General features: G+C 67.8%; 22 protein-coding genes. 12 read left to right on the forward strand and 10 right to left on the reverse strand.

All coding sequences use genetic code 11. The features are described 5' to 3' along the window. The first annotated feature begins 186 nt into the window (after positions 1-186). Both panB and pip read left to right on the forward strand, forming a co-directional pair. Positions 187-1,050 carry a 3-methyl-2-oxobutanoate hydroxymethyltransferase gene (gene panB, locus NJE57_RS11140; RefSeq protein ID WP_319028480.1) on the forward strand — a complete coding sequence of 288 codons (864 nt, stop codon included), beginning with the start codon at positions 187-189 and terminating at the stop codon, positions 1,048-1,050. A gap of 17 nt (positions 1,051-1,067) precedes the next feature. Then, entirely contained in the window at positions 1,068-2,066 is a 999-nt protein-coding gene (gene pip, locus NJE57_RS11145; protein WP_319028481.1) for a prolyl aminopeptidase, read from the forward strand. Positions 2,067-2,168: 102 nt separating this feature from the next. On the opposite strand, the gene NJE57_RS11150 is transcribed toward pip, so the two are convergent. Beyond that, positions 2,169-2,987, reverse strand: a complete 819-nt coding sequence (locus NJE57_RS11150) for an SDR family NAD(P)-dependent oxidoreductase (RefSeq protein ID WP_319028527.1) — start codon at positions 2,985-2,987, stop codon at positions 2,169-2,171. 65 nt (positions 2,988-3,052) lie between these two features. After that, positions 3,053-4,588, reverse strand: coding sequence for an NAD(P)/FAD-dependent oxidoreductase (locus NJE57_RS11155; protein WP_319028482.1), 1,536 nt, complete (start codon positions 4,586-4,588; stop codon positions 3,053-3,055). A 113-nt stretch (positions 4,589-4,701) separates the two neighbouring features. Here NJE57_RS11155 and NJE57_RS11160 point away from each other — a divergent pair, with 113 nt between their 5' ends. Continuing rightward, entirely contained in the window at positions 4,702-6,399 is a 1,698-nt protein-coding gene (locus NJE57_RS11160) for a CYTH and CHAD domain-containing protein (protein WP_319028483.1), read from the forward strand. A 61-nt stretch (positions 6,400-6,460) separates the two neighbouring features. Here the strand turns inward: NJE57_RS11160 and NJE57_RS11165 are convergent, their stop codons facing one another. The 6 genes from NJE57_RS11165 to NJE57_RS11190 all read right to left on the reverse strand — a co-directional run bounded on the left by NJE57_RS11165 (position 6,461) and on the right by NJE57_RS11190 (position 10,523). Continuing rightward, positions 6,461-6,625, reverse strand: coding sequence for an SPOR domain-containing protein (locus NJE57_RS11165; protein WP_319028485.1), 165 nt, complete (start codon positions 6,623-6,625; stop codon positions 6,461-6,463). A gap of 242 nt (positions 6,626-6,867) precedes the next feature. Further along, the gene (locus NJE57_RS11170) at positions 6,868-7,641 is read right to left on the reverse strand and encodes a site-specific integrase (RefSeq protein ID WP_319028486.1); all 774 of its coding nucleotides are present in this window, start codon (positions 7,639-7,641) and stop codon (positions 6,868-6,870) included. Positions 7,642-7,689: 48 nt separating this feature from the next. Beyond that, positions 7,690-8,058: a hypothetical protein gene (locus NJE57_RS11175; RefSeq protein ID WP_319028487.1), complete on the reverse strand. Its 369-nt coding sequence runs from the start codon at positions 8,056-8,058 to the stop codon at positions 7,690-7,692. A 10-nt stretch (positions 8,059-8,068) separates the two neighbouring features. Further along, positions 8,069-8,953, reverse strand: coding sequence for a hypothetical protein (locus NJE57_RS11180; protein WP_319028488.1), 885 nt, complete (start codon positions 8,951-8,953; stop codon positions 8,069-8,071). After that, on the reverse strand, positions 8,950-9,459 hold the full coding sequence (locus NJE57_RS11185; RefSeq protein ID WP_319028489.1) for a DUF6932 family protein: 510 nt from the start codon (positions 9,457-9,459) through the stop codon (positions 8,950-8,952). Before NJE57_RS11185 ends, NJE57_RS11180 begins: the two co-directional genes overlap by 4 nt. Beyond that, positions 9,456-10,523, reverse strand: coding sequence for a helix-turn-helix transcriptional regulator (locus tag NJE57_RS11190; RefSeq protein WP_319028490.1), 1,068 nt, complete (start codon positions 10,521-10,523; stop codon positions 9,456-9,458). The genes NJE57_RS11185 and NJE57_RS11190 overlap by 4 nt, the downstream gene beginning before the upstream one ends. A gap of 157 nt (positions 10,524-10,680) precedes the next feature. Here NJE57_RS11190 and NJE57_RS11195 point away from each other — a divergent pair, with 157 nt between their 5' ends. After that, complete coding sequence (locus NJE57_RS11195) at positions 10,681-10,983, forward strand: helix-turn-helix transcriptional regulator (protein ID WP_319028491.1); 303 nt, start codon at positions 10,681-10,683, stop codon at positions 10,981-10,983. Positions 10,984-11,041: 58 nt separating this feature from the next. Then, entirely contained in the window at positions 11,042-11,833 is a 792-nt protein-coding gene (locus NJE57_RS11200; RefSeq protein ID WP_319028492.1) for a phage antirepressor, read from the forward strand. Positions 11,834-11,904: 71 nt separating this feature from the next. Here NJE57_RS11200 and NJE57_RS11205 read toward each other — a convergent pair whose 3' ends face one another. Next, entirely contained in the window at positions 11,905-12,321 is a 417-nt protein-coding gene (locus tag NJE57_RS11205) for a hypothetical protein (protein ID WP_319028494.1), read from the reverse strand. Positions 12,322-13,370: 1,049 nt separating this feature from the next. On the opposite strand from NJE57_RS11205, the gene NJE57_RS11210 reads away from it, so the two are divergent. Beyond that, positions 13,371-13,562 carry a hypothetical protein gene (locus NJE57_RS11210; protein ID WP_319028495.1) on the forward strand — a complete coding sequence of 64 codons (192 nt, stop codon included), beginning with the start codon at positions 13,371-13,373 and terminating at the stop codon, positions 13,560-13,562. 262 nt (positions 13,563-13,824) lie between these two features. Here NJE57_RS11210 and NJE57_RS11215 read toward each other — a convergent pair whose 3' ends face one another. Then, entirely contained in the window at positions 13,825-14,070 is a 246-nt protein-coding gene (locus NJE57_RS11215; RefSeq protein WP_319028496.1) for a hypothetical protein, read from the reverse strand. 103 nt (positions 14,071-14,173) lie between these two features. Between NJE57_RS11215 and NJE57_RS11220 the strand changes: the two genes are divergently transcribed. The 6 genes from NJE57_RS11220 (at position 14,174) to NJE57_RS11245 (ending at position 17,800) form a co-directional block, all read left to right on the forward strand. Next, positions 14,174-14,434, forward strand: coding sequence for a hypothetical protein (locus NJE57_RS11220; protein WP_319028497.1), 261 nt, complete (start codon positions 14,174-14,176; stop codon positions 14,432-14,434). Positions 14,435-14,501: 67 nt separating this feature from the next. Continuing rightward, entirely contained in the window at positions 14,502-15,323 is an 822-nt protein-coding gene (locus NJE57_RS11225; RefSeq protein WP_319028498.1) for a hypothetical protein, read from the forward strand. 134 nt (positions 15,324-15,457) lie between these two features. Further along, a complete protein-coding gene (locus tag NJE57_RS11230; RefSeq protein WP_319028499.1) occupies positions 15,458-16,606 on the forward strand; it encodes a M23 family metallopeptidase in 1,149 nt (382 codons plus the stop codon). A gap of 137 nt (positions 16,607-16,743) precedes the next feature. After that, a complete protein-coding gene (locus NJE57_RS11235; protein ID WP_319028500.1) occupies positions 16,744-16,983 on the forward strand; it encodes a holin in 240 nt (79 codons plus the stop codon). Beyond that, on the forward strand, positions 16,983-17,411 hold the full coding sequence (locus NJE57_RS11240) for a hypothetical protein (RefSeq protein ID WP_319028501.1): 429 nt from the start codon (positions 16,983-16,985) through the stop codon (positions 17,409-17,411). Before NJE57_RS11235 ends, NJE57_RS11240 begins: the two co-directional genes overlap by 1 nt. A 17-nt stretch (positions 17,412-17,428) precedes the next feature. Continuing rightward, the gene (locus NJE57_RS11245; protein WP_319028502.1) at positions 17,429-17,800 is read left to right on the forward strand and encodes a hypothetical protein; all 372 of its coding nucleotides are present in this window, start codon (positions 17,429-17,431) and stop codon (positions 17,798-17,800) included. Positions 17,801-17,869: the final 69 nt, after the last annotated feature.

A 17,869-nucleotide genomic window follows, 5' to 3' on the forward strand; every position in this document is an offset into this window, starting at 1 on the left:
GACATCCGGCCCACGCGGCGCTCATCGACCCCCCGCCCCCGGGCCCGCGACCTCAGGGCCCGGAGACCCGGCGCCCCGGGCCGTGGCAGACTCGTCGGCGACGGGCGAGCCCGTCCCGCCCCCTGTCCACCCGGGGACCGGCTCCCGCTGCCGGCCTCGAGGTCACCGTAGGAAGGCCCCACCGCCATGAGCGACAACTCCGACACCCCGGTCTACGGTTCCGGTGGCTCGCCGGACGACGGACCGCAGGGCCTGACGAGGGTGACCCGCATCCATCACCTGGCCGAGCTGAAGGCCGAGGGGCGACCCTGGCCGATGCTGACCGCCTACGACTACGTCTCGGCCCGGTTGTTCCAGGAGGCCGGGATCCCCGTCCTGCTGGTGGGCGACTCGGCGGCCAACGTCGTCTACGGGTACGACACCACGGTGCCGGTCACCGAGGACGAGATGATCCCGCTGGTGCGGGCCGTCACGCGCGGCGCCCCCAGGGCCCTGGTGGTGGCCGACCTGGTGTTCGGGAGCTACGAGTCCTCACCGACTCAGGCCGTCGCCGCCGCCACGCGGATGATGAAGGAGGGCGGCGCCCAGGCCGTCAAGCTCGAGGGCGGGGTCCGGATGGCCCCGCAGATCCGGGCCATCGTGGACGCCGGCATCCCCGTCATGGCCCACATCGGTTTCACCCCCCAGTCGGTCAACGGACTCGGGGGCTTCCGTGTCCAGGGACGCGGGGACGCAGCGGACGACCTGAGGGCCGACGCCCGTGCCGTGCAGGAGGCCGGCGCCTTCTCCGTGGTCATGGAGATGGTGCCCGCCGACCTCGCGCGGGAGGTCACCGCCGAGCTCGAGATCGCGACGGTCGGCATCGGCGCCGGCAACGGATGCGACGCACAGGTGCTGGTGTGGCAGGACATGGCCGGCCACAGCACAGGACGGACGGCGAAGTTCGTCAAGCGCTACGCGCAGCTCGCCGACACCCTGCGTGACGCCGCCCGGGAATACGGCGACGAGGTCCGCTCACGTGCGTTCCCCGGCCCGGACCACTCCTTCTGATCTCCCCTGGATCGACGATGAACCAGCAGACCACGCGCCGCACCCCGTACCCCGGGATCGAGCCGTACGAGAGCGGCATGCTCGACGTGGGCGACGGTCAGCGCCTGTACTGGGAGTGCTCCGGGAACCCCGCCGGAGTCCCCGTGCTGTTCGTCCACGGTGGGCCCGGCGGCGGGACCACTCCCGCGCACCGCCGGATGTTCGACCCGACCGCCTACCGGATCATCCTGGTCGACCAGCGCGGATGTGGCCGGAGTACGCCCCACGTCGCCGATGGGGCCGACCTCGCCGTCAACACCACCTGGCTTCTGGTGGCCGACCTCGAACGGCTCCGCGCGGCGCTGGGGGTCGAGAGGTGGCTCGTGTTCGGCGGATCGTGGGGCACCACGTTGGCGCTGGCCTACGCCCAGGAACACCCCGAGCACGTCCGCGGGTTGGTGCTGCGCGGGATCTTCCTGTGCCGGCCGTCGGAGATCGACTGGTTCTACCGCGGCGGCGCCGCCCACCTGTTCCCCGACGCGTGGGAGGGCTACCTCGCACCGCTGCTGGTCTCCGACGGTGCCGGGGCGGTCCACCGCCCGGGCTATGACCACGTGGCGGCCTACCACCGCCTCCTGCACTGTGGGGATCACGCGATCGAGCTCGCGGCCGCCCGCGCGTGGACGACGTGGGAGACCTCCACGTCCACGCTGCTCCCACGACCGGACACCGGGCGCGACGACGACGAGGCGGACAGGTTCGCCCTGGCATTCGCCCGGATCGAGAACCACTACTTCACCCACGACGCGTTCCTCGACGGCCGGGCGATCCTGGACCGGATGGACAGGATCTCCCATCTGCCCGCGGTGATCGTCCACGGGCGCTACGACGTGGTGTGTCCGGTCGCCAACGCCTGGCAGCTGCACGCGGTGTGGCCGGGGTCGGACCTCCACATCGTCCCGGACGCCGGGCACGCCATGGCCGAACCCGGCACCACGCATCACCTGCTCGAGGCGACTGACCGCTTCCGCCCCTGAACCCCGTACCCGCCCCGGCGAGTGGTCGCTCCGGTCCGCATCGGCCCAGGGCGGGCGCCGGTGAACCTGTACAGACGCGACCACTCGTCGAGGGCGGGCTGGTCAGACGAGCCCGTACCGACGCGAGAACGCGACCGTGGCCTTCTGGTACCCGGTCGGGAACACCCGGACCAGCGCGTCGAGCAGATGGGCGTCCACGCCGACCAGCACGCGGGCCCGGCGACGTTCGACACCGTCGAGGATCACCCGCGCGGCCGTCCACGCCTCGGTGCGGGCGAACGCGCTGTCGAAGGTGGTGGCGAACGTCGCGCTGTCGAGCCCCTCGGCCGCTCCGGCGTTCCGGGCGACCGCGGTCTTGATACCACCGGGGTGGACGCAGGTGACGTCCACCGGGTGGCCTGCGGCGAGCATCTCCATCCGGAGCGACTCGGTGAACTGCTGCACCGCCGCCTTGGCCGCGTTGTAGGCGTTCTGGGTGGGCACGGACAGGAACGCGAAGATGCTCGAGACGTTGACCAGGTGGCCGTCGCCGGAGGCGATCAGGTGCGGCAGGAACTCCTTGGTGCCGTGCACGACCCCCCAGTAGTCCACGTCCATCACCCGGGCGATGTCCTTGTACCCTGATTGCTCGACCGATCCGGTGAACGCGATACCGGCGTTGTTGACCACGAGGTTGACCACGCCGAAACGCTCGACGACGCGGCCCGCGTACTCCGCGACCGCGGCCTGTTCGGTGACGTCGAGCCGGTCGGAGTGCACCTCGCTCTCCCCCTCACCGCGCACCAGCCGGACCGTCTCGGCGAGCCCGTCGGCGTCGATGTCGCTCAGTGCCAGGCGGGCGCCCCGGCGTGCGGCCTCGCGCGCGAGCTCGCGCCCGATGCCGGAACCGGCACCGGTGATGACGACGACCTTGCCGTCCATCCGCCAGCGGGGTCGGCGTGCGGTCGCCCCGCCCAGTGCGTTGACGAGTCTGCCGACCGGCGCGCTCACCGCTGTGCCCCCTGCCCCGCCGCCGCGACCGGCGACCCGGCAGTGGCTTCGTGGGGGGTGGGATCCCCGGCGGACGTGCGGCGGTATGCGCTCAAGTCGAACTCCCTGGTCTGGTTGCGGAAAGCGAATGTGAAGTCGGGCCACACGGCCGGGGCGTTTCCCTTGGCATCGAGATACCAGCTCTCACAGCCCGTCACCCAGACGGTCTCACCGGTGTCCTGCCGAAGCTCACGGTTGTAGGCGTCCTGGACGGCCTCGCGGACCTCCACCGTCTGCAGGTTCCGGTCGCGCATCGTGCGCATCGCGTCCACCAGGTAGTTCAGCTGGGACTCGATCATGTAGATCATCGAGGAGTGGCCGAGGCCGGTCGCCGGACCCACCAGGACGAACAGGTTGGGGTACCCGGCGACGGTGGTGCCCTTGTACGCCTCCATCCCCTCGGCCGCCCACTTGTCCGCCAGGGTGCGCCCGGAGGAGTCCCGGACGCGCTCGAAGAACGGCGAGTCCGTGACGTGGAATCCGGTGGCCACCACCAGCACGTCCGCCGGGTGCTCGACCCCGTCGGCGGTGACGATCCCGTTCTCGACCACCCGGCTGATGGGCGTGGTCACCACGTCGACGTTCCGGCGGGCCAGCGCCCGGTACCACCCGTTGGACAGCAGGATCCGCTTGCAACCGATCTCGAAGTTCGGCGTCAACCTGGCCCGCAATCCGGCATCGCGTACCGACAGTGCGAGGTGAGCGCGCCCGATCGCCTTGATCGGCGCGAGCGCCGCCCGGTTGCGGGTCAGCCCCACGACCTGGAGCTCCCGGCTGGCGTACTGGAGGGCACGGACGGCTCGCTGCAGCCCGGGCACCCTGCGGTAGAGAGCCCGCTCTGCTCTCGGGTACTCGCGGTCGATGCGGGGCAGCACCCAGGGCGCGGTGCGCTGGTAGACGTCGAGGTGCTCCACCGTCGGCGCGATCGACGGCACCACCTGGATCGCCGAGGCGCCGGTCCCGATCACCGCGACCCGTCGGCCGGCGAGCGGGACGGAGTGGTCCCAGCGGGCGGTGTGGAACACCGGGCCGGTGAACCCGGAGATACCCTCGATCTCGGGCAGCTTGGGCTCGCACAGGGCGCCGACGCCCAGCACCACCACGCGTGCGTCGTACTCCCCTGCCGTCGTGTGGACGGTCCACCGGCCGCGGTCGTCGTCGAACCGGGCGGAGGTGACCTCGACGCCGAACCTGATCTTGTCCCGCACGCCCGCCTCGTGGGTGACGCGACGCATGTAGTCGTAGATCTCACCCTGCGGGGAGAACGCGCGGGACCACCCCGGGTTGAGCGCGAACGAGTACGAGTACAGGTGGGACGGCACGTCGCAGGCCGCCCCCGGGTAGGAGTTGTCGCGCCACGTGCCCCCCACGTCGGAGCCCCGCTCGACCACGATGAGGTCGTCGAAACCCTCCTCGGTGAGCTTGATGGCCGCCCCGAGGCCGGAGAACCCGGCCCCGACTACCAGGACGTCGACAATCGTCGGCTGATCCACTTCTTCTCCCTACGGCGAGCATGTGATCGGAACCACTGGGATCTTACCCGCCGGTAAGTCCGTTTAGGGGAGAGCGGGCCGCCGAGTTCATCCGGGCCTGATACAACCAGTCCATGACGATCAGCGAGACCGTTGAGGTCGAGAGCAAATTCGAGGTCGACCCCGACACCCCGATTCCCACCGCGGACGCCTTCGCCCCGCTCGTGGCGGACGAGCCCGTGGTCCACGACCTCTCCGCGACGTACTACGACACCGTCGATCTCGCCCTCACCCGCCACAAGGTCACACTCAGGCGGCGCACCGGTGGCGACGACGCCGGCTGGCACCTCAAACTGCCGTCCGAGGCCGGCCGGGTGGAACTCCAGGCGCCCCTCGATCACGGGGAGGACGACCGGGGCGGGGTCCCGGCCGAATTCGTCGACGCGGTGGCCGGACTGGTCCGCCGCCGGCCGCTCGCACCCGTGGCCCGCGTGGACAACCGGCGGCACGTCATGGTCCTGCGCGAGCCCGACGGAACGGCGGTGGTGGAGTTCTGCGACGACCACGTGTCCACCGAATCGTTCGCCCCGGACCCGGCGGGAGCCGTCCGCGAGTGGCGGGAGTGGGAAGCCGAACTCGTCGATCCGTCGCGGCCCGGCGCACCGGGCCACCTCGCGACCGTCGCGGCTGCGTGCACCGCCGCCGGGGCGACGACCTCGTCGTCGTCGTCCAAACTCGCCCGCGCCCTCGGCCCCCTCCCCGGCCCGGCCGACAAGGGCGTCTCCGCCGTGAAGGACGCGCTGCGTGAGGACCTCCACCGGGTGCTCGATCACGACCCGGCCGCCCGGCGCGTCACGATGGTGGGCGTCCATCAGATGCGGGTCGCCGTCCGCGGGCTACGCAGCACCATCAGCTCCTTCGCCAAGGAGCTCGAGGCGGACACCGCGCACGCCGACCTCGACCTGGCGGCGTTGCTCGAGGAGCTCAAGGTCCTGGCAGCGGTACTGGGCAAGGTGCGCGACATCCAGGTGGTCGACGAGCGACTCGGGGCGCTGGCGGCCGGCTATCCCGAGGACGTCGTCTCCCCGCAGACGCGGCAGCGGTTGCGCACGGAACTCGCGGCGGAGGAGCGGCGGGCCGGCGTGCGCGTGACCGCGGCGTTGGGCTCGGACCGCTACCTCGACCTGCTCGACAGGCTCCACCTGCTCGTCGAGATCGCCGGCACCGATCCCGACCCAGGTGGCCAGCGGGACGGAACGCCCGAGGGCGCGACACCGGCGCCGGCCAAGGAGAAGCGGCGCGAGACCGAGGACATGGTGCTGCGAGGGGTGGACCGGCAGTTCGCCAAGTTCACCAAGGCCCGCACCCGCACCGAACGGGACCTCGAGGCGCTCGACCTGACCCTGGCCCAGCGCGAGGAACTGACCCACGTCGTGCGCAAGCGCGCCAAGGCCCTGAGACGCAACGTCGGCGCCCTGCGGGAGTCGGACGGCCTGTCCGTCGCCCCGCTGCGTACCGCGTGTCAACGACTTCACACCGTGCTCGGCGACGTCCAGGACAGTGTGACCGCCCGGATGTGGATCCGTCGGATCGCCAAGCGCGCGGAGTCCGCCGGCGAGTCGACGTTCGGGTTCGGGGTGCTCTTCGAGCACGAACGCGGGTCCTCCGAGCGCGCCCTGGCCGGGTTCGAGAACGACGCCGCCACCGTCACCGCGGCCTACCGCGAGTTGTCCGAATCCCGCCGCGCGGCGCGACGGCGGCGCGGGAAGAAGCACAGTGGCGGATCGAGCGGCAAGAACCGGGGCGGGAAGAGGTCGGGGGCGAAACGCTGAGGGGCGGCCCGTCCGACGTGGCCCCTCCCCGCCCGGCTCGGTCCCGGTCGTCGCGGAACTCCTAGTCCTCCGCGTCCCACGCCTCGTTGCGGGCCTTGGCCTTGGCCAGCGCCGCCTCGGCCTCACCGCGGGAGGCGTAGGGGCCCATGCGGTTGTCCCAGTTGGTCACCTTGCCCTGGACCGCCTTACCCAGCGCGATGTCGTAGTACCACTGCTCTTCCGCCACGACGGACCTCCTCGGATCTCGGTGATCTGGTGCTCCGTCCGACCCTACCCGCGGCGATGCCCCGATTTGCGCAGCTTGCGCGGCCTCTCTGCCCGCCCCCCTCCGACTCGCGATGGCGGAATGGACCAGAGAGGGCGCGTAACCCGGGCGACCCCGGACAGAGAGCACGCGCACGTCGCGCGGGAGGGAGGGATGGGGCGAACGAGTCGGCCTGTAAGCCGGAGACAGAATCGACCCCCTGGTCAGACCGATTTCAGGGCCCGTGGTCCCGCATCGGTCCCGCGAGCGAGCGCGGTGTCCATGATCCCGCGGGTCGATTCCTCCCGATCCGGCCACAGACGGAAGTACCTGGCGATGGTCTCTTCGGCCGAGGTGTGCCCCATTCGCTCCATGACCTCCCGGACGGACGCTCCGCCGGCGATGAGGGTCGACGCGTAGAAGTGCCGCAGCTCGTGCCAGCGGAGCGAGTCGCGGGCCCCGGCATCGCGACGGGCGAGCCGCCACAGGTCGCCGAATGCGGATCGGCGGTGGAGCCTGCCCATGCGATTGCGGAAGATCGCCTCGTCCGGCTCGCACGGGTACTGCTCAAGGTGTCTGGCGATCGCGTCGATCACCACGTCACCGACCGGAAGCCGCCGTAGTGCCTGCCGCGTCTTGGGCGGCCGGAACTCAGCTCCCCCGCGGGTCATAGTGACGGCCTGCTCGACGACCACGATCTCCTTGCGGAGGAAGTCGACGCTTCGGCGCCGCAGCCCGAGGAGCTCTCCTTGTCGTAACCCGGTGCCGGCGGCGACGATGATCGCCTCCGCGATGAGGCTCGATGCCGCGTCGCGGAGCGCCCACAGCTCAGCGCCGGTCGGCAGAACGTCCGGATCGACGGCGGAGGTCTCGACGGCACGCTTAGGGGGCTTAACCCCGTTCATGGGCGACCGGACGAGGACGCCCTCCTGGACGGCCTCCTTGAGGATTGACGCCAGCACATGGGCGCGGGTCGACGCGGTGGAGACCGCGAGCACGTCGGGTCGTGCGGTCTTCTTGCCGTCGACCTCCGCGGCGATGGGCGCTCAGCACGGCCTCGTCTCGGTGAGGTCGCGCACCCACTGCCGACACCGCGAGGTCGTCAGCGCGCGGATCGGGATCTGCCCTAGCGCCGGAACGATATCGGTGTCGATGATCGTGCGGTACTGCTCGAGGGTGGCCGGCGCGATGCCGGTTCGTCCCGCGTACCAGGTCTCACACCAGGTGGAGAGAGTCATCGACGCAACGTCTGGCGACACCCAGGTGCCGTCCCGGACTTCCTTCTCCCGGTCGGCAACCCACGTCTTGGCGGCCTTTTCGCGATCGAACGTCTTCGAGTGTTCCTTGCCGACTGCGTCTCGGTACCGGCCGACCCAGCGCACCTTCCCGGCACGCTCTCTGCGCTGTACGGCCACTGACGCGCTCCTAGTCGAATAGCCCTGCATCTGGAGTGATCGAGGTCAAGCGATAGGTCGTCTTGCCTCGCGATCCAGATGCGCGGATCGGTGTTATTTCTTCCAGGGTCACCTGGACCGGCTTACCGAGGTGCCGGCCCAGTTCGGGAAGCACGTCATCGGCGACTGACCCATGGATGTCGCCGGTGTCCCTCTCCAAGTAGAACAGCCGACGTCGGGTCCGCACGCCGTCAAGGACCCCTCGGTCTGTAACGAGCCGTTTCTGGACTTTGGTCTCGGACAGGGCGTCCTTGAGTACGACAGCTTGGGGGCGAGAGAGCATCGCGGTCGATGATTGGCCGCTAGCCACGGAAACCGTCATTGCTAGGCCGTGATCGATGTCCTTGACCGCTTTCGCGAGCGTTTCAATCCCTTTGCGTTGCGCTACAGGCAGCGAGAGGACCGAGTCGAGGGCACCGTCATCGTCGGTTCCACCGGGTAGTACCTCGGCCATGTCCAAAGCCGCCTTTTCGGCGAGAGACACACTTCGGTCGCCGAAGAGGGGGGCGAACTCTGCGTCGCGCTCCACGTCAGGAAAGCCGAACTCGAGATGGTTGCCCGCAGATCCGAGCGGACGCAGACTGAGTTGCTTGCGGTGATCCGCAAGCACATTCACCGCATCCTCGCCGGGGTGTAGCACATAACGACTGAAGAGCGCGGTCGCGTCCACGACCGCCATGGTCAACTTCGCTGACTCGTAGGCACTCACGGCACCACCATCGATGCTTACGGTCAGTCGCGGCGCGTTCACTCCGTAGAACTTCGACTCAGCGGCCAGCAAAGAACTGCGGGCGAGCTCCCCGAAAAACCCCTGATCTCGGTTCTGTAGGTACTCATCGCGGAAAGGGTTACTCACAGTCGGACCTCCGCAAATCCCTTGCGTTCCCCCGGGACCACTGCCCCGTTTCGCTTAACGGTAGACCACGTGTCTAGCCACGGATCGAGAGCGTCAGGCGCCGCAACGAAGCCATCGAGGGCACCGCCTACTGGCTGCACTCGATCCATCCAGCAGGGGCCGGGCGAGCCGATGATGACGTCCTGCAGGGTGAGTAAGCCCATGAAATCTACGCGCTGCTCGGGGGTAAACGAATCGATCACTGCCGGATCATCCGGGATGACTACGACATCCACGTCATGGGGCTCGTCCGGCTTGCGCATCGAGAAGCCCCCGTCGATCCAGAGCCTCCCACTTTGGACGAAGCGGCTGACTTGCGCCATGTAGGAAGCGAGCGCGTGGAAGAGCATCTCGCGGTGCTCTCGGTGCGGAGCATCCAGCACCATTCTGTCGTACACGTCCGCCATCGTGGCCGCGTGGACTCCTTCGTCCAGCACGTCGCGACTATTCCATAGGGGCAGACTCACGACTTCTCCTCGTGCTGGTGCTCCACACTGCGCTTCGATCGCGCTAGATCGAGACTGGAAGCCATGATGTCACCGGAGCCGGGCAAGCCCTCGGCCTTCATGGGGGTTCGGCGAGTCCCAGCTTCTTCATCAGCCAGCGAATCGCCCTGCGGGTCCTGCGGGTCCTGGTCTTCACTGGGGCCTCCCTCTCGTCTCTGGCGGAGTTCCTCTAGAACTGATCGCGTTGTGTCCTGTGCGTTTAGATGTGCCATTACGCGCGCCGCAGTTCCCGTGGCTTCTTCGACCGCTTTCGCCGCAGCATCAAGCTGGGCAAGCAGGTCGCTATTGCTCGGGAGTCCCAGGTCGCCGAGCAGGTCCTCTTGCTCAGCCCGAGCCTTTCGTCGCCTCTCCCCGAGCTCGGGGTAAAGCCAGTCTTCGTATGCATCACGATTCTGTGGCGTCCACCAGGACGAGACCCACGGCGTAGTCCCTGGTGGGTACGTGCTCGGATCCCACGGCGGGGTCCACTTGCGCCCGTCTTTGCTCCCGAGCGCCATATCGAATACCTCGTCAAGCTCGCGGGCAGCCGCTTCGAGCGGTAGGCCGCGAGAGCGCGCGTACTCCATTCGAAGTCGGAATACCGCAGTCGAGTGGTCGGCCCACTCGTTGAAGATCCTCTCTGCGTCCAGGTTTTTTTCCCCGCCGTCTACCACGGCACCTGCCTTCGGTGCGTTTGGTGACGGTTGCCGGCGAACTGGCGGGTCAGCCTCGAAGTCGGGGTCTACTCCCCGAAGCCTTGCCATGAGGTCTGCCGATGTCAGCCTCCCCATTGGATAGCTAAGGGGTGTGGGGTCACCGCCGTCTAGTACGCGCGCGGCGGACCCGGCCTCCCATTCAAGAGCCCGGTCCAGCTTATTGACGGTCGCGGCCGCGAAGTTCTTCCCAGTCTGGTTCTCGATCTTGCTGACGGTGGTGTCGGACGGCCCGCCAGCGTGCGCGACGTCCAGTTGAGACATCCGTAGGGCGAGGCGGCGATTCCGTACCGCCTCGGCCAGTCGGGGCCAGTCGTTGGTCATGGAACTCATCGTGCCCCGCAAAGTCTGGCAAACCAACCCAACACACGGCAAACAACAACGTGGGGATTTACCTGGCCATCGAATGACACACCTGGGATTCCGCAGATTCGACAAGTTTGCCAGCAGTTGGGCTTTATCTGGCGCCTGTTTGCCATATGATTGCTGCGTGAGCAATCGAGGGGTGGCCCAGCGCCGGTACGAAGCAAACCGGAGCAAGACCGCGGTTCCACATGTCCCGATTCGCGCACTGCGTGTGGTCGCTGGGATCACCCTCGACGAACTCGCTCGACGCATCGAAGAAGAGACCGGGCACCGATACACGCGCGGCGCGCTCTCCGGCATCGAAGGCGGTCACCGAGGAGCGTCCGCAGAACTCCTTCGAGCACTCGAGATCGTCTACGGCCTCGCGCCCGGCGACATCGACACCCAGTACAAGCCGCGCAAGTCCACCGCAAGCCTTGCGGCATGAGAACGGCCCCCAGGTGAGGCAACACCTGAGGGCCAACGACAAGAAAGGAAGTTCTGTCGTGGCAGATCATACCGGGGCTCTTGTCCCGTTCCAGTATGGCGACGCGCAGGTGCGTGTCGTCACCATCGAGAGCGAGCCGTGGTTCGTGCTCGCCGATCTCTGCCGGGTCCTCGAGATCCGCAACGCCCGCGATGTGTCCGGTCGTCTCGACGAGGACATGAAGGGCGTCGATCAGATCGACACCCCTGGAGGCCGACAGTCGGTGACCGTCGTGTCCGAGGCGGGCATGTACGAGGTCGTCATCCGGTCCGACAATCCGGAGGCCGCCGCGTTCCGACGGTGGATCACCTCCGAGGTCCTCCCATCAATCCGTAAGCACGGTGGCTACCTCACCGAGGCGAAGGTCGAGGCGGTCCTCTCCAACCCGGACACGATCATCCGACTCGCCACCGACCTCAAAGCCGAGCGCGCCCGCCGCGCCGAGCTTGAGGCGCAACGGGAGTTCGACGCGCCGAAGGTCCTCTTCGCCGACGCGGTTTCCGCTTCAAAGTCGAACATCCTCGTCGGAGAGCTGGCGAAGGTCCTCAAGGGCAACGGCATCGACATCGGCGCCAACCGACTGTTCGAGGTCCTCCGCTCGCGCGGCTACCTGATCTCCCGTAAGGGCACCGACTGGAACATGCCCACCCAGAAGTCGATGGAGCTGGGCCTGTTCCGCATCAAGGAGACGACGGTCGTCCACTCGGACGGGCACACGTCACTGAACAAAACCCCGAAGGTGACGGGCAAGGGTCAGCAGTACTTCGTCGAGCGGTTCCTCGATGGCCGGCTCGTGGCGGTGGCGTCATGAAAACCAGCGGCTCGTACCCACTCGATGCGGCGGAGGCGGCCGTCGAACACGCCCGCCTCCGCCGGGATCGGTCAGTCCTCAAGCTCGCTGACGCTGAGGCCCGCCTGGCGAAGCTCCGAGATCAGAAGGGCAAGGTCACGTCTGTTCTGACTGATCCCCATCTCCAAAGTGGAGATGACACCGATCAGGCCCGACAGAACGTCAGCGACGGACACGCTGTCGAGGCTGATCTCGAAGTAGTCATTCAGATTCGCCTGGACCTCATTCGCGATCGGGAAGTGCTCGGCGGAAATTGGATTCTCACACTGCGCCTTGATCAAGGCCAAGGATGTGCGGTCGTCGAGGGCGTCGATAGCTTCGGCAAGCGCTTCGAACGAAGCTGCGACGTCTCCGGACCGGTACGCGTCGCCGAGCGCAGCTTTCAACTGTGCCGTGATGGGGAGCCTGTCGGGCTCTGCTGTCGATCCGAGGAATCCGTCAAGGGACACGAATCATCTCCTGTCGTCGTGGGTGGCACTTCGACGGTAGGAGACAGCCGCGTGCCGGGGATCCGTATCGAGATCTCCGGCACGTGCGGCAAGGCGGTGCAGAAGTGAGTCAAGTACGAGTGACTTCGCCACTTTCGTGGCCCCCAGCCAAATCAGGCTCTGTCAGCCGTCCGTTCGGCGTCGAAGCTGGCGCTGGACCCGTTGCCTTAAGGAAACCGGGGGAAACGGTGCGGATCCCGTGGGGCCGTGGCCTTGGAGAAGAGGCACATCGCCGACCCTCTTCCAGTAGCCCCGGTAGCGGAAGCGACCGTGGCCTCGCAAGTCTGTCTCAGGATCTTCACCGACCCAGAATTCAAGCACTTCGGCTCGTTGCTCTTCGGATAGAAAGCGATGCCGAATTCGTGCCCACAGGCGGGCTGAAGTGCTCCACTTCCAACGGTAAAGGTCGCCGCCCGTCAGCGATCTGCGGACGGCTCTCGTGAACACGCCCTCGCCGTGTTTGACATTCCAGAGCACCCCTGCGGAGGCTCCCGCAAACTCCGTTTCCCTAATGAAGAAGGTCCAATCTTGGGGTTCGGAACTGCTCGTGACTGGACCTGGAACTGCGACTACAGATTCTCTTTCCACAATCTCGTCGCGAACGTCGTCGAATACTTCGGCATCCCACACCTTCAACCTCACGTCGTGCAAGACGGCCGGCCCCGCTGCGGTCACTCTCAGCTGGCAGCGGCGGTACCAGACGTCTCCAACCTTTACGGGTAGGCGCATGTCGCTCAGGCCAACACGGACCCCTGAGCCGGGTGCGGAGGTTCGGCCCACATGTAGCTGTGCGCGCGCGACGACCAACGTCACCGCAGACACGCCCAGTGCTGCAGCGGAGACCCACGTAGCTGCGTCCATTACGCACCGTCCCAACAAGAAGCCCGCCGCGAGGTCTAGTCGCGGCGGGCGTGACACCAACTCGTAGGAGAAATCATGTCAGACCATCATTCTAACCGGACCTCAGCGGGTCGCTGACTGTAGACGCGTCCGGCGCGGGGGTCCTCTTTGTGCGGGCCACGGCGAACGCGGCGAAGCAGGCGTATGCGGCGATTGGCTACCAGGTGACCGCAGGGCAGAACCGGACGGTCGACATCGAGACGTGGCGAGTGGCGGACCTGACCTCGCTGTTCGACGAGACTCCCGGCCTGCTCGGAATCTCTACACCGGACCTCGCTGATCTGATCGTCGGCATTCCGTAGCCACCGACTAGGCGCGTCCCGAGAAGGGGTGAGATCCCGGGGCAACCGCCGCGCCGGGATCTCACCAAAGTGCCTGGAGGGACTTGAACCCCCGACCGAACTCTTCGTAACGGAGCTGCTCTATCCAGCTGAGCTACAGGCAGAGGCCCCCGGAGGGGCGTGCCAAGAGTAGCCAACTTCCGGACCTTGTGTCCCAACAAACACCGATTATGGGCGATGGATATGCGCCGCCTCCGGCCCGTGGTGCCGTTGTCGACCAGCGCTATTTCGGGTTGAAGTAGAGAAAGCCGCCGAGGTCTCTCACCTGTTCTGGGCTCAGAAAGGCATCCGCTCGGATGGTCTCTGGGCCTGAAGCTCCGGGCTCCCCGGTTTGCGTGACAAGCACGGCCGACCCGTCGGGATTGATTCTTACAGTCAGCGACCCCACGACAACCGTCGCTTCTCCCTGCATCGTTTCTGTCGGCCCCTCGAACGGCCATTCCTTCTCGGTGGCTTCGCTCTCACTCATCAGTGCCCCCTTCAAGTCGTGCTGCTTGCACAGCTGGTTAATCTGCCAGCGCTTATCGTCGCGCCTCGTCCTCCATGAGGTGCCGTCATCTCAGGAGGTCGCCGTGCCCCAGACGTTCCACAAGCGCCGCCCTGTGTACGAGGCGGTCCAGTACCTCCCCGGCACCAACTGTTCGGAGGTCGCCGAGTTCATCGGCGCTCCGGTCCACGCCCCGGGCGAGTGCGACTCGACCGCCGTCCTGGAGATCCCGCCGTGGGGCGGCACTACCACCGCCAGCCCCGGCGACTGGCTCATCCGAGGGGACGGCGGGTCGCTAGCCATCTGCCCCGCCGAGCTGTTCGGGCTGAGCTACGAACCCACCTGACCCCACCGCCCCGCACGACCCGGCCCCCGCCATCCCGACGGGGGTTTCGTCATTTCAGGGAGGCCCCATGTCCCAGCGAGAGCGCGATCATCATGGTGATCAGCCAGCACCTCCACGCCAACCCCTCACCCTCCTCGTATTTGACGGCGCCGGCACCGCCGGCCGCACCAGCAAGGTCGTCGACGCAGTCGCCGAGCGGATCCGATGGAAAACCGGCTGCCACGTCGTGTGGGTGCCGTGGGCCGCGAGCCTCATAGGGGTCGGCGGCAAGACCCCGTGGCCCGTGGCCACCGCCGAAGCGATCCGGTGGGCTGTCGACTACATGTGGCGACACGAAGGCCAGTACGTCCTCGTCGGCTACTCGGCAGGCTGCAGGCCCGCCCGCGAGCTGCTGCAGCGACACCCCGGACTCAAGGACCAGGTCGCGGCGATCGCGCACCTGGCCGATCCGTGGCAGCCCGCGAACCGGCAACAGGACGGTGTCCCCAACGGCCCGGGCCACGGGATCATGGGCCAGGAGTGGGGACCGGTCCCCAACCGGACGTTCTGGTGCGGAGCACCGTGGGACCCGATCTGCCGCGCCGCCCCCGACTCCCTGCTGCGGTACCTCACCGCCTCGACGGACGCGGTCCCTGGCGGCCTGTTCCACGCGTTCGTGGACAAGGCCCACCGCGGCCGGTTGCAGCTGATCCCTTTCCTCGGACTGCCGCTGCACCTGTGGTTCGGCGGTCTCGGTGGCCGCATTCAACGCTCGATCGGCGAAGCGCAGTCCTACCTCGGCGACGGCCACGATGTCGCCTACAAGCGCTACTTCCCCACTCCGGGCGACACTCGATCTCTCGCGCATCGGCTCGCCGATTCGGTGGCGTGGCGGGTGAGGGACCTGTGAGACGCCTCGCCTGGGCCGTCTGGCACGTCGCCCGATTCCACCGACTCTCGCTCGGCCGCCCCTACGACGCACCCATGGGCACCGTCGCCCGATGCCGCTGCGGCGCCCGCCGCCAGATCCTCTAGGAGGACCCCATGGCACCGATCTACTGGCCGCTCGAGCGTGGCCACATCATCACCTCCGGCTACGGGCCCCGCTGGGGCACCGTCCACTACGGCACCGACTTCGGATGGCCCGGCGGATCCGCGGGCAAACCCGTCTACGCCTGCCAGGGCGGCACCGTCGTCGCCCGGGCCTACGACCCGGGCGGGTTCGGCTGGTACCTCGACATCGACTCCCCCACCGCCGACGCCGCGGACCTCTACCTCTACGGCCACATCACTCCCGAAGTGAACGTGGGCCAGCGGGTCGAGGCCGGCCAACGCATCGGGCACATCAACGGCAACCGCTCCACGAACGGCGGCGTGGATCCGCACGTGCACGTCGAGCGTCACAACTACGTGCGCCGCCCGCCCGGCCCGGGACGTAAGGACCCCATGCCGTACTGGCGGGGCGCACTGTTTCCGCCCCGCGGCGCGCCCGTGCCCACCCCGACCCCGTCGAAGGGACCGCCCGTGCAACCGTCCACCACCTACACCCAGCTCACCTCCATCGACCGCGGCCCGCGCGATCCGCAGACCGTCCCGCTGATCGCGCTTCACACCTACGAGTGCCCGCGTGAGAGTGGCGAGCGTGCCCTGCGTAACCGCGCCGACTACCAGGAGACCAGCGGCACCGGTTCGTACACCGTCCTCGTGGCGGCCGACGGCGAGAGCCTGCGCGCCAACGACGACAACTACACCCCTTGTGCGTCCCTGCACACAGGGGACCGGCTGGGCTTCCACCTGTCGTTCCTGGCGTACGCCTCCGACTCCCGCGAGACGTGGTTGAAGCACGACGACCAGCTGCGCGAGGCGGCGCGGATCTGCGCGCAGTGGTGCCGCAACCACGGGCACGAGGTGCGGCGCCTGTCCGTGCCCGAGGTCCAGGGCCGGCGGGTTCGCGGCTTCTGCTCCCACGGAGACATCAGCGCCGCGTTCCGCGAGTCCACCCACACCGACCCCGGCCCCCATTTCCCGTGGGACGTGTTCCTGCGCTACGTGACCGAAGAACTCAACCCGGCGTCCGCGCCAGAGGAGGACGACATGTTCACCGACGAAGACCGCAAGAAGCTCGACCGCGTACACCACGAGCTCACGTACCTGTTCGAGTCTCGCTACGAGGACCCGGACACCGGCGAGTAGTCGACCTTCAAGGAGACCCTCGTCGGCTTCGTGCTCGAGCTCGACAAGAAGCTCGAGTCGATCAACGTCGTGCGCCTACCGGGGCTCCAGAAGGCGATCGAGTCCGTGACCAACCTGTTCAGCAAGGAGAAGTGACCATGTGGACTCTCAGCTTCTGGAAGGACGCGTCCGAGCGGGCCGTCAAGACCGCCGCCCAGACCGCCGGCGGCGTACTCATCATCGGCACCCCGATCTGGGAGATCGACTGGGCCGCGGGCCTGGGCATCACAGCGACGGCGACGGTGCTGTCGCTGCTGACCTCGATCGCCTCGTCTGGTCGAGGTGATCACGAGTCGGCGTCCGCGTTGGACTACGTCGGCCAGCACCGCGCCGGCTGATGCGGGCGTTCGAGCCCCACCACCCGAAGTTGCGGATCGCCGCCCTCGTCATCGTCGCGGGCGGGGCGGTGGCCCGCGGGGTGGCGTACCTCAACCAGCCCAGCACCGGCGGACTCACACACTTCATCGATGCGCTCGTGCCGCTGCACGTGTGGGCCATCGTGTGGATCGCCGCCGGGGTGACAGTCCTCGCCGGAATCTGGCATCGAGTGGTCGGCCGCTACGCGCTCGCGTTCGTGTCTATGATGTGGGCGATCTGGGGACTGTCGTACATGACCGCCACCGTCTTCGGGGACGCCTCGCGCGGTTGGGTGACTGGCGCGCTGATCCTGAACCTGGCTGGCCTGACGATCATCGTCGCCGCCCTCGCCGATACGGTGGGCCCCTCTCGGGAGCCGGTGAAGCTCGACCTCAGGGGCGACGGGTGACGTGGCGAGAGGCGGTCGTGACGTTGCTCGGCGCCGGCGTCCTGGTGGTAGGCACCTGGATCACCGCCCGCTTCTCCCGCAAGACTGGAGAGGAGGCCAACGAGACCGTATCGTCTCAGGCGAAGACCGCCGATTGGGACACGTTCGTCGCTCGGGTGTCGGCCGATAACGAGGCCCTCCGCAAGCGCCTCGACGCAGTGGAGATCATCGTCGGCGAGCTCCGGAAGGAGTTGCAGGTACGCGACCGGCGCATCGACGACCTCTCCGACGAGGTGGAAGATTTCCGCAACTACTCGATCGACCTGCGAAACGAGCTGCAGCGCCAGGACCCAAGCCTGCGACTGCCCCAGCCGCCGGCCCGGATCGCCCGGCACTTCCAGCCGCCATGAGGCCCTGCGACCTCACACCGCACGAATGAGCCGCCCCCGCCTAATCGGTGGGGGCGGCTTGTCGTCGTT

This window comes from Dietzia sp. PP-33, assembly GCF_033790845.1.
Classification (GTDB): Bacteria; Actinomycetota; Actinomycetes; order Mycobacteriales; family Mycobacteriaceae; genus Dietzia.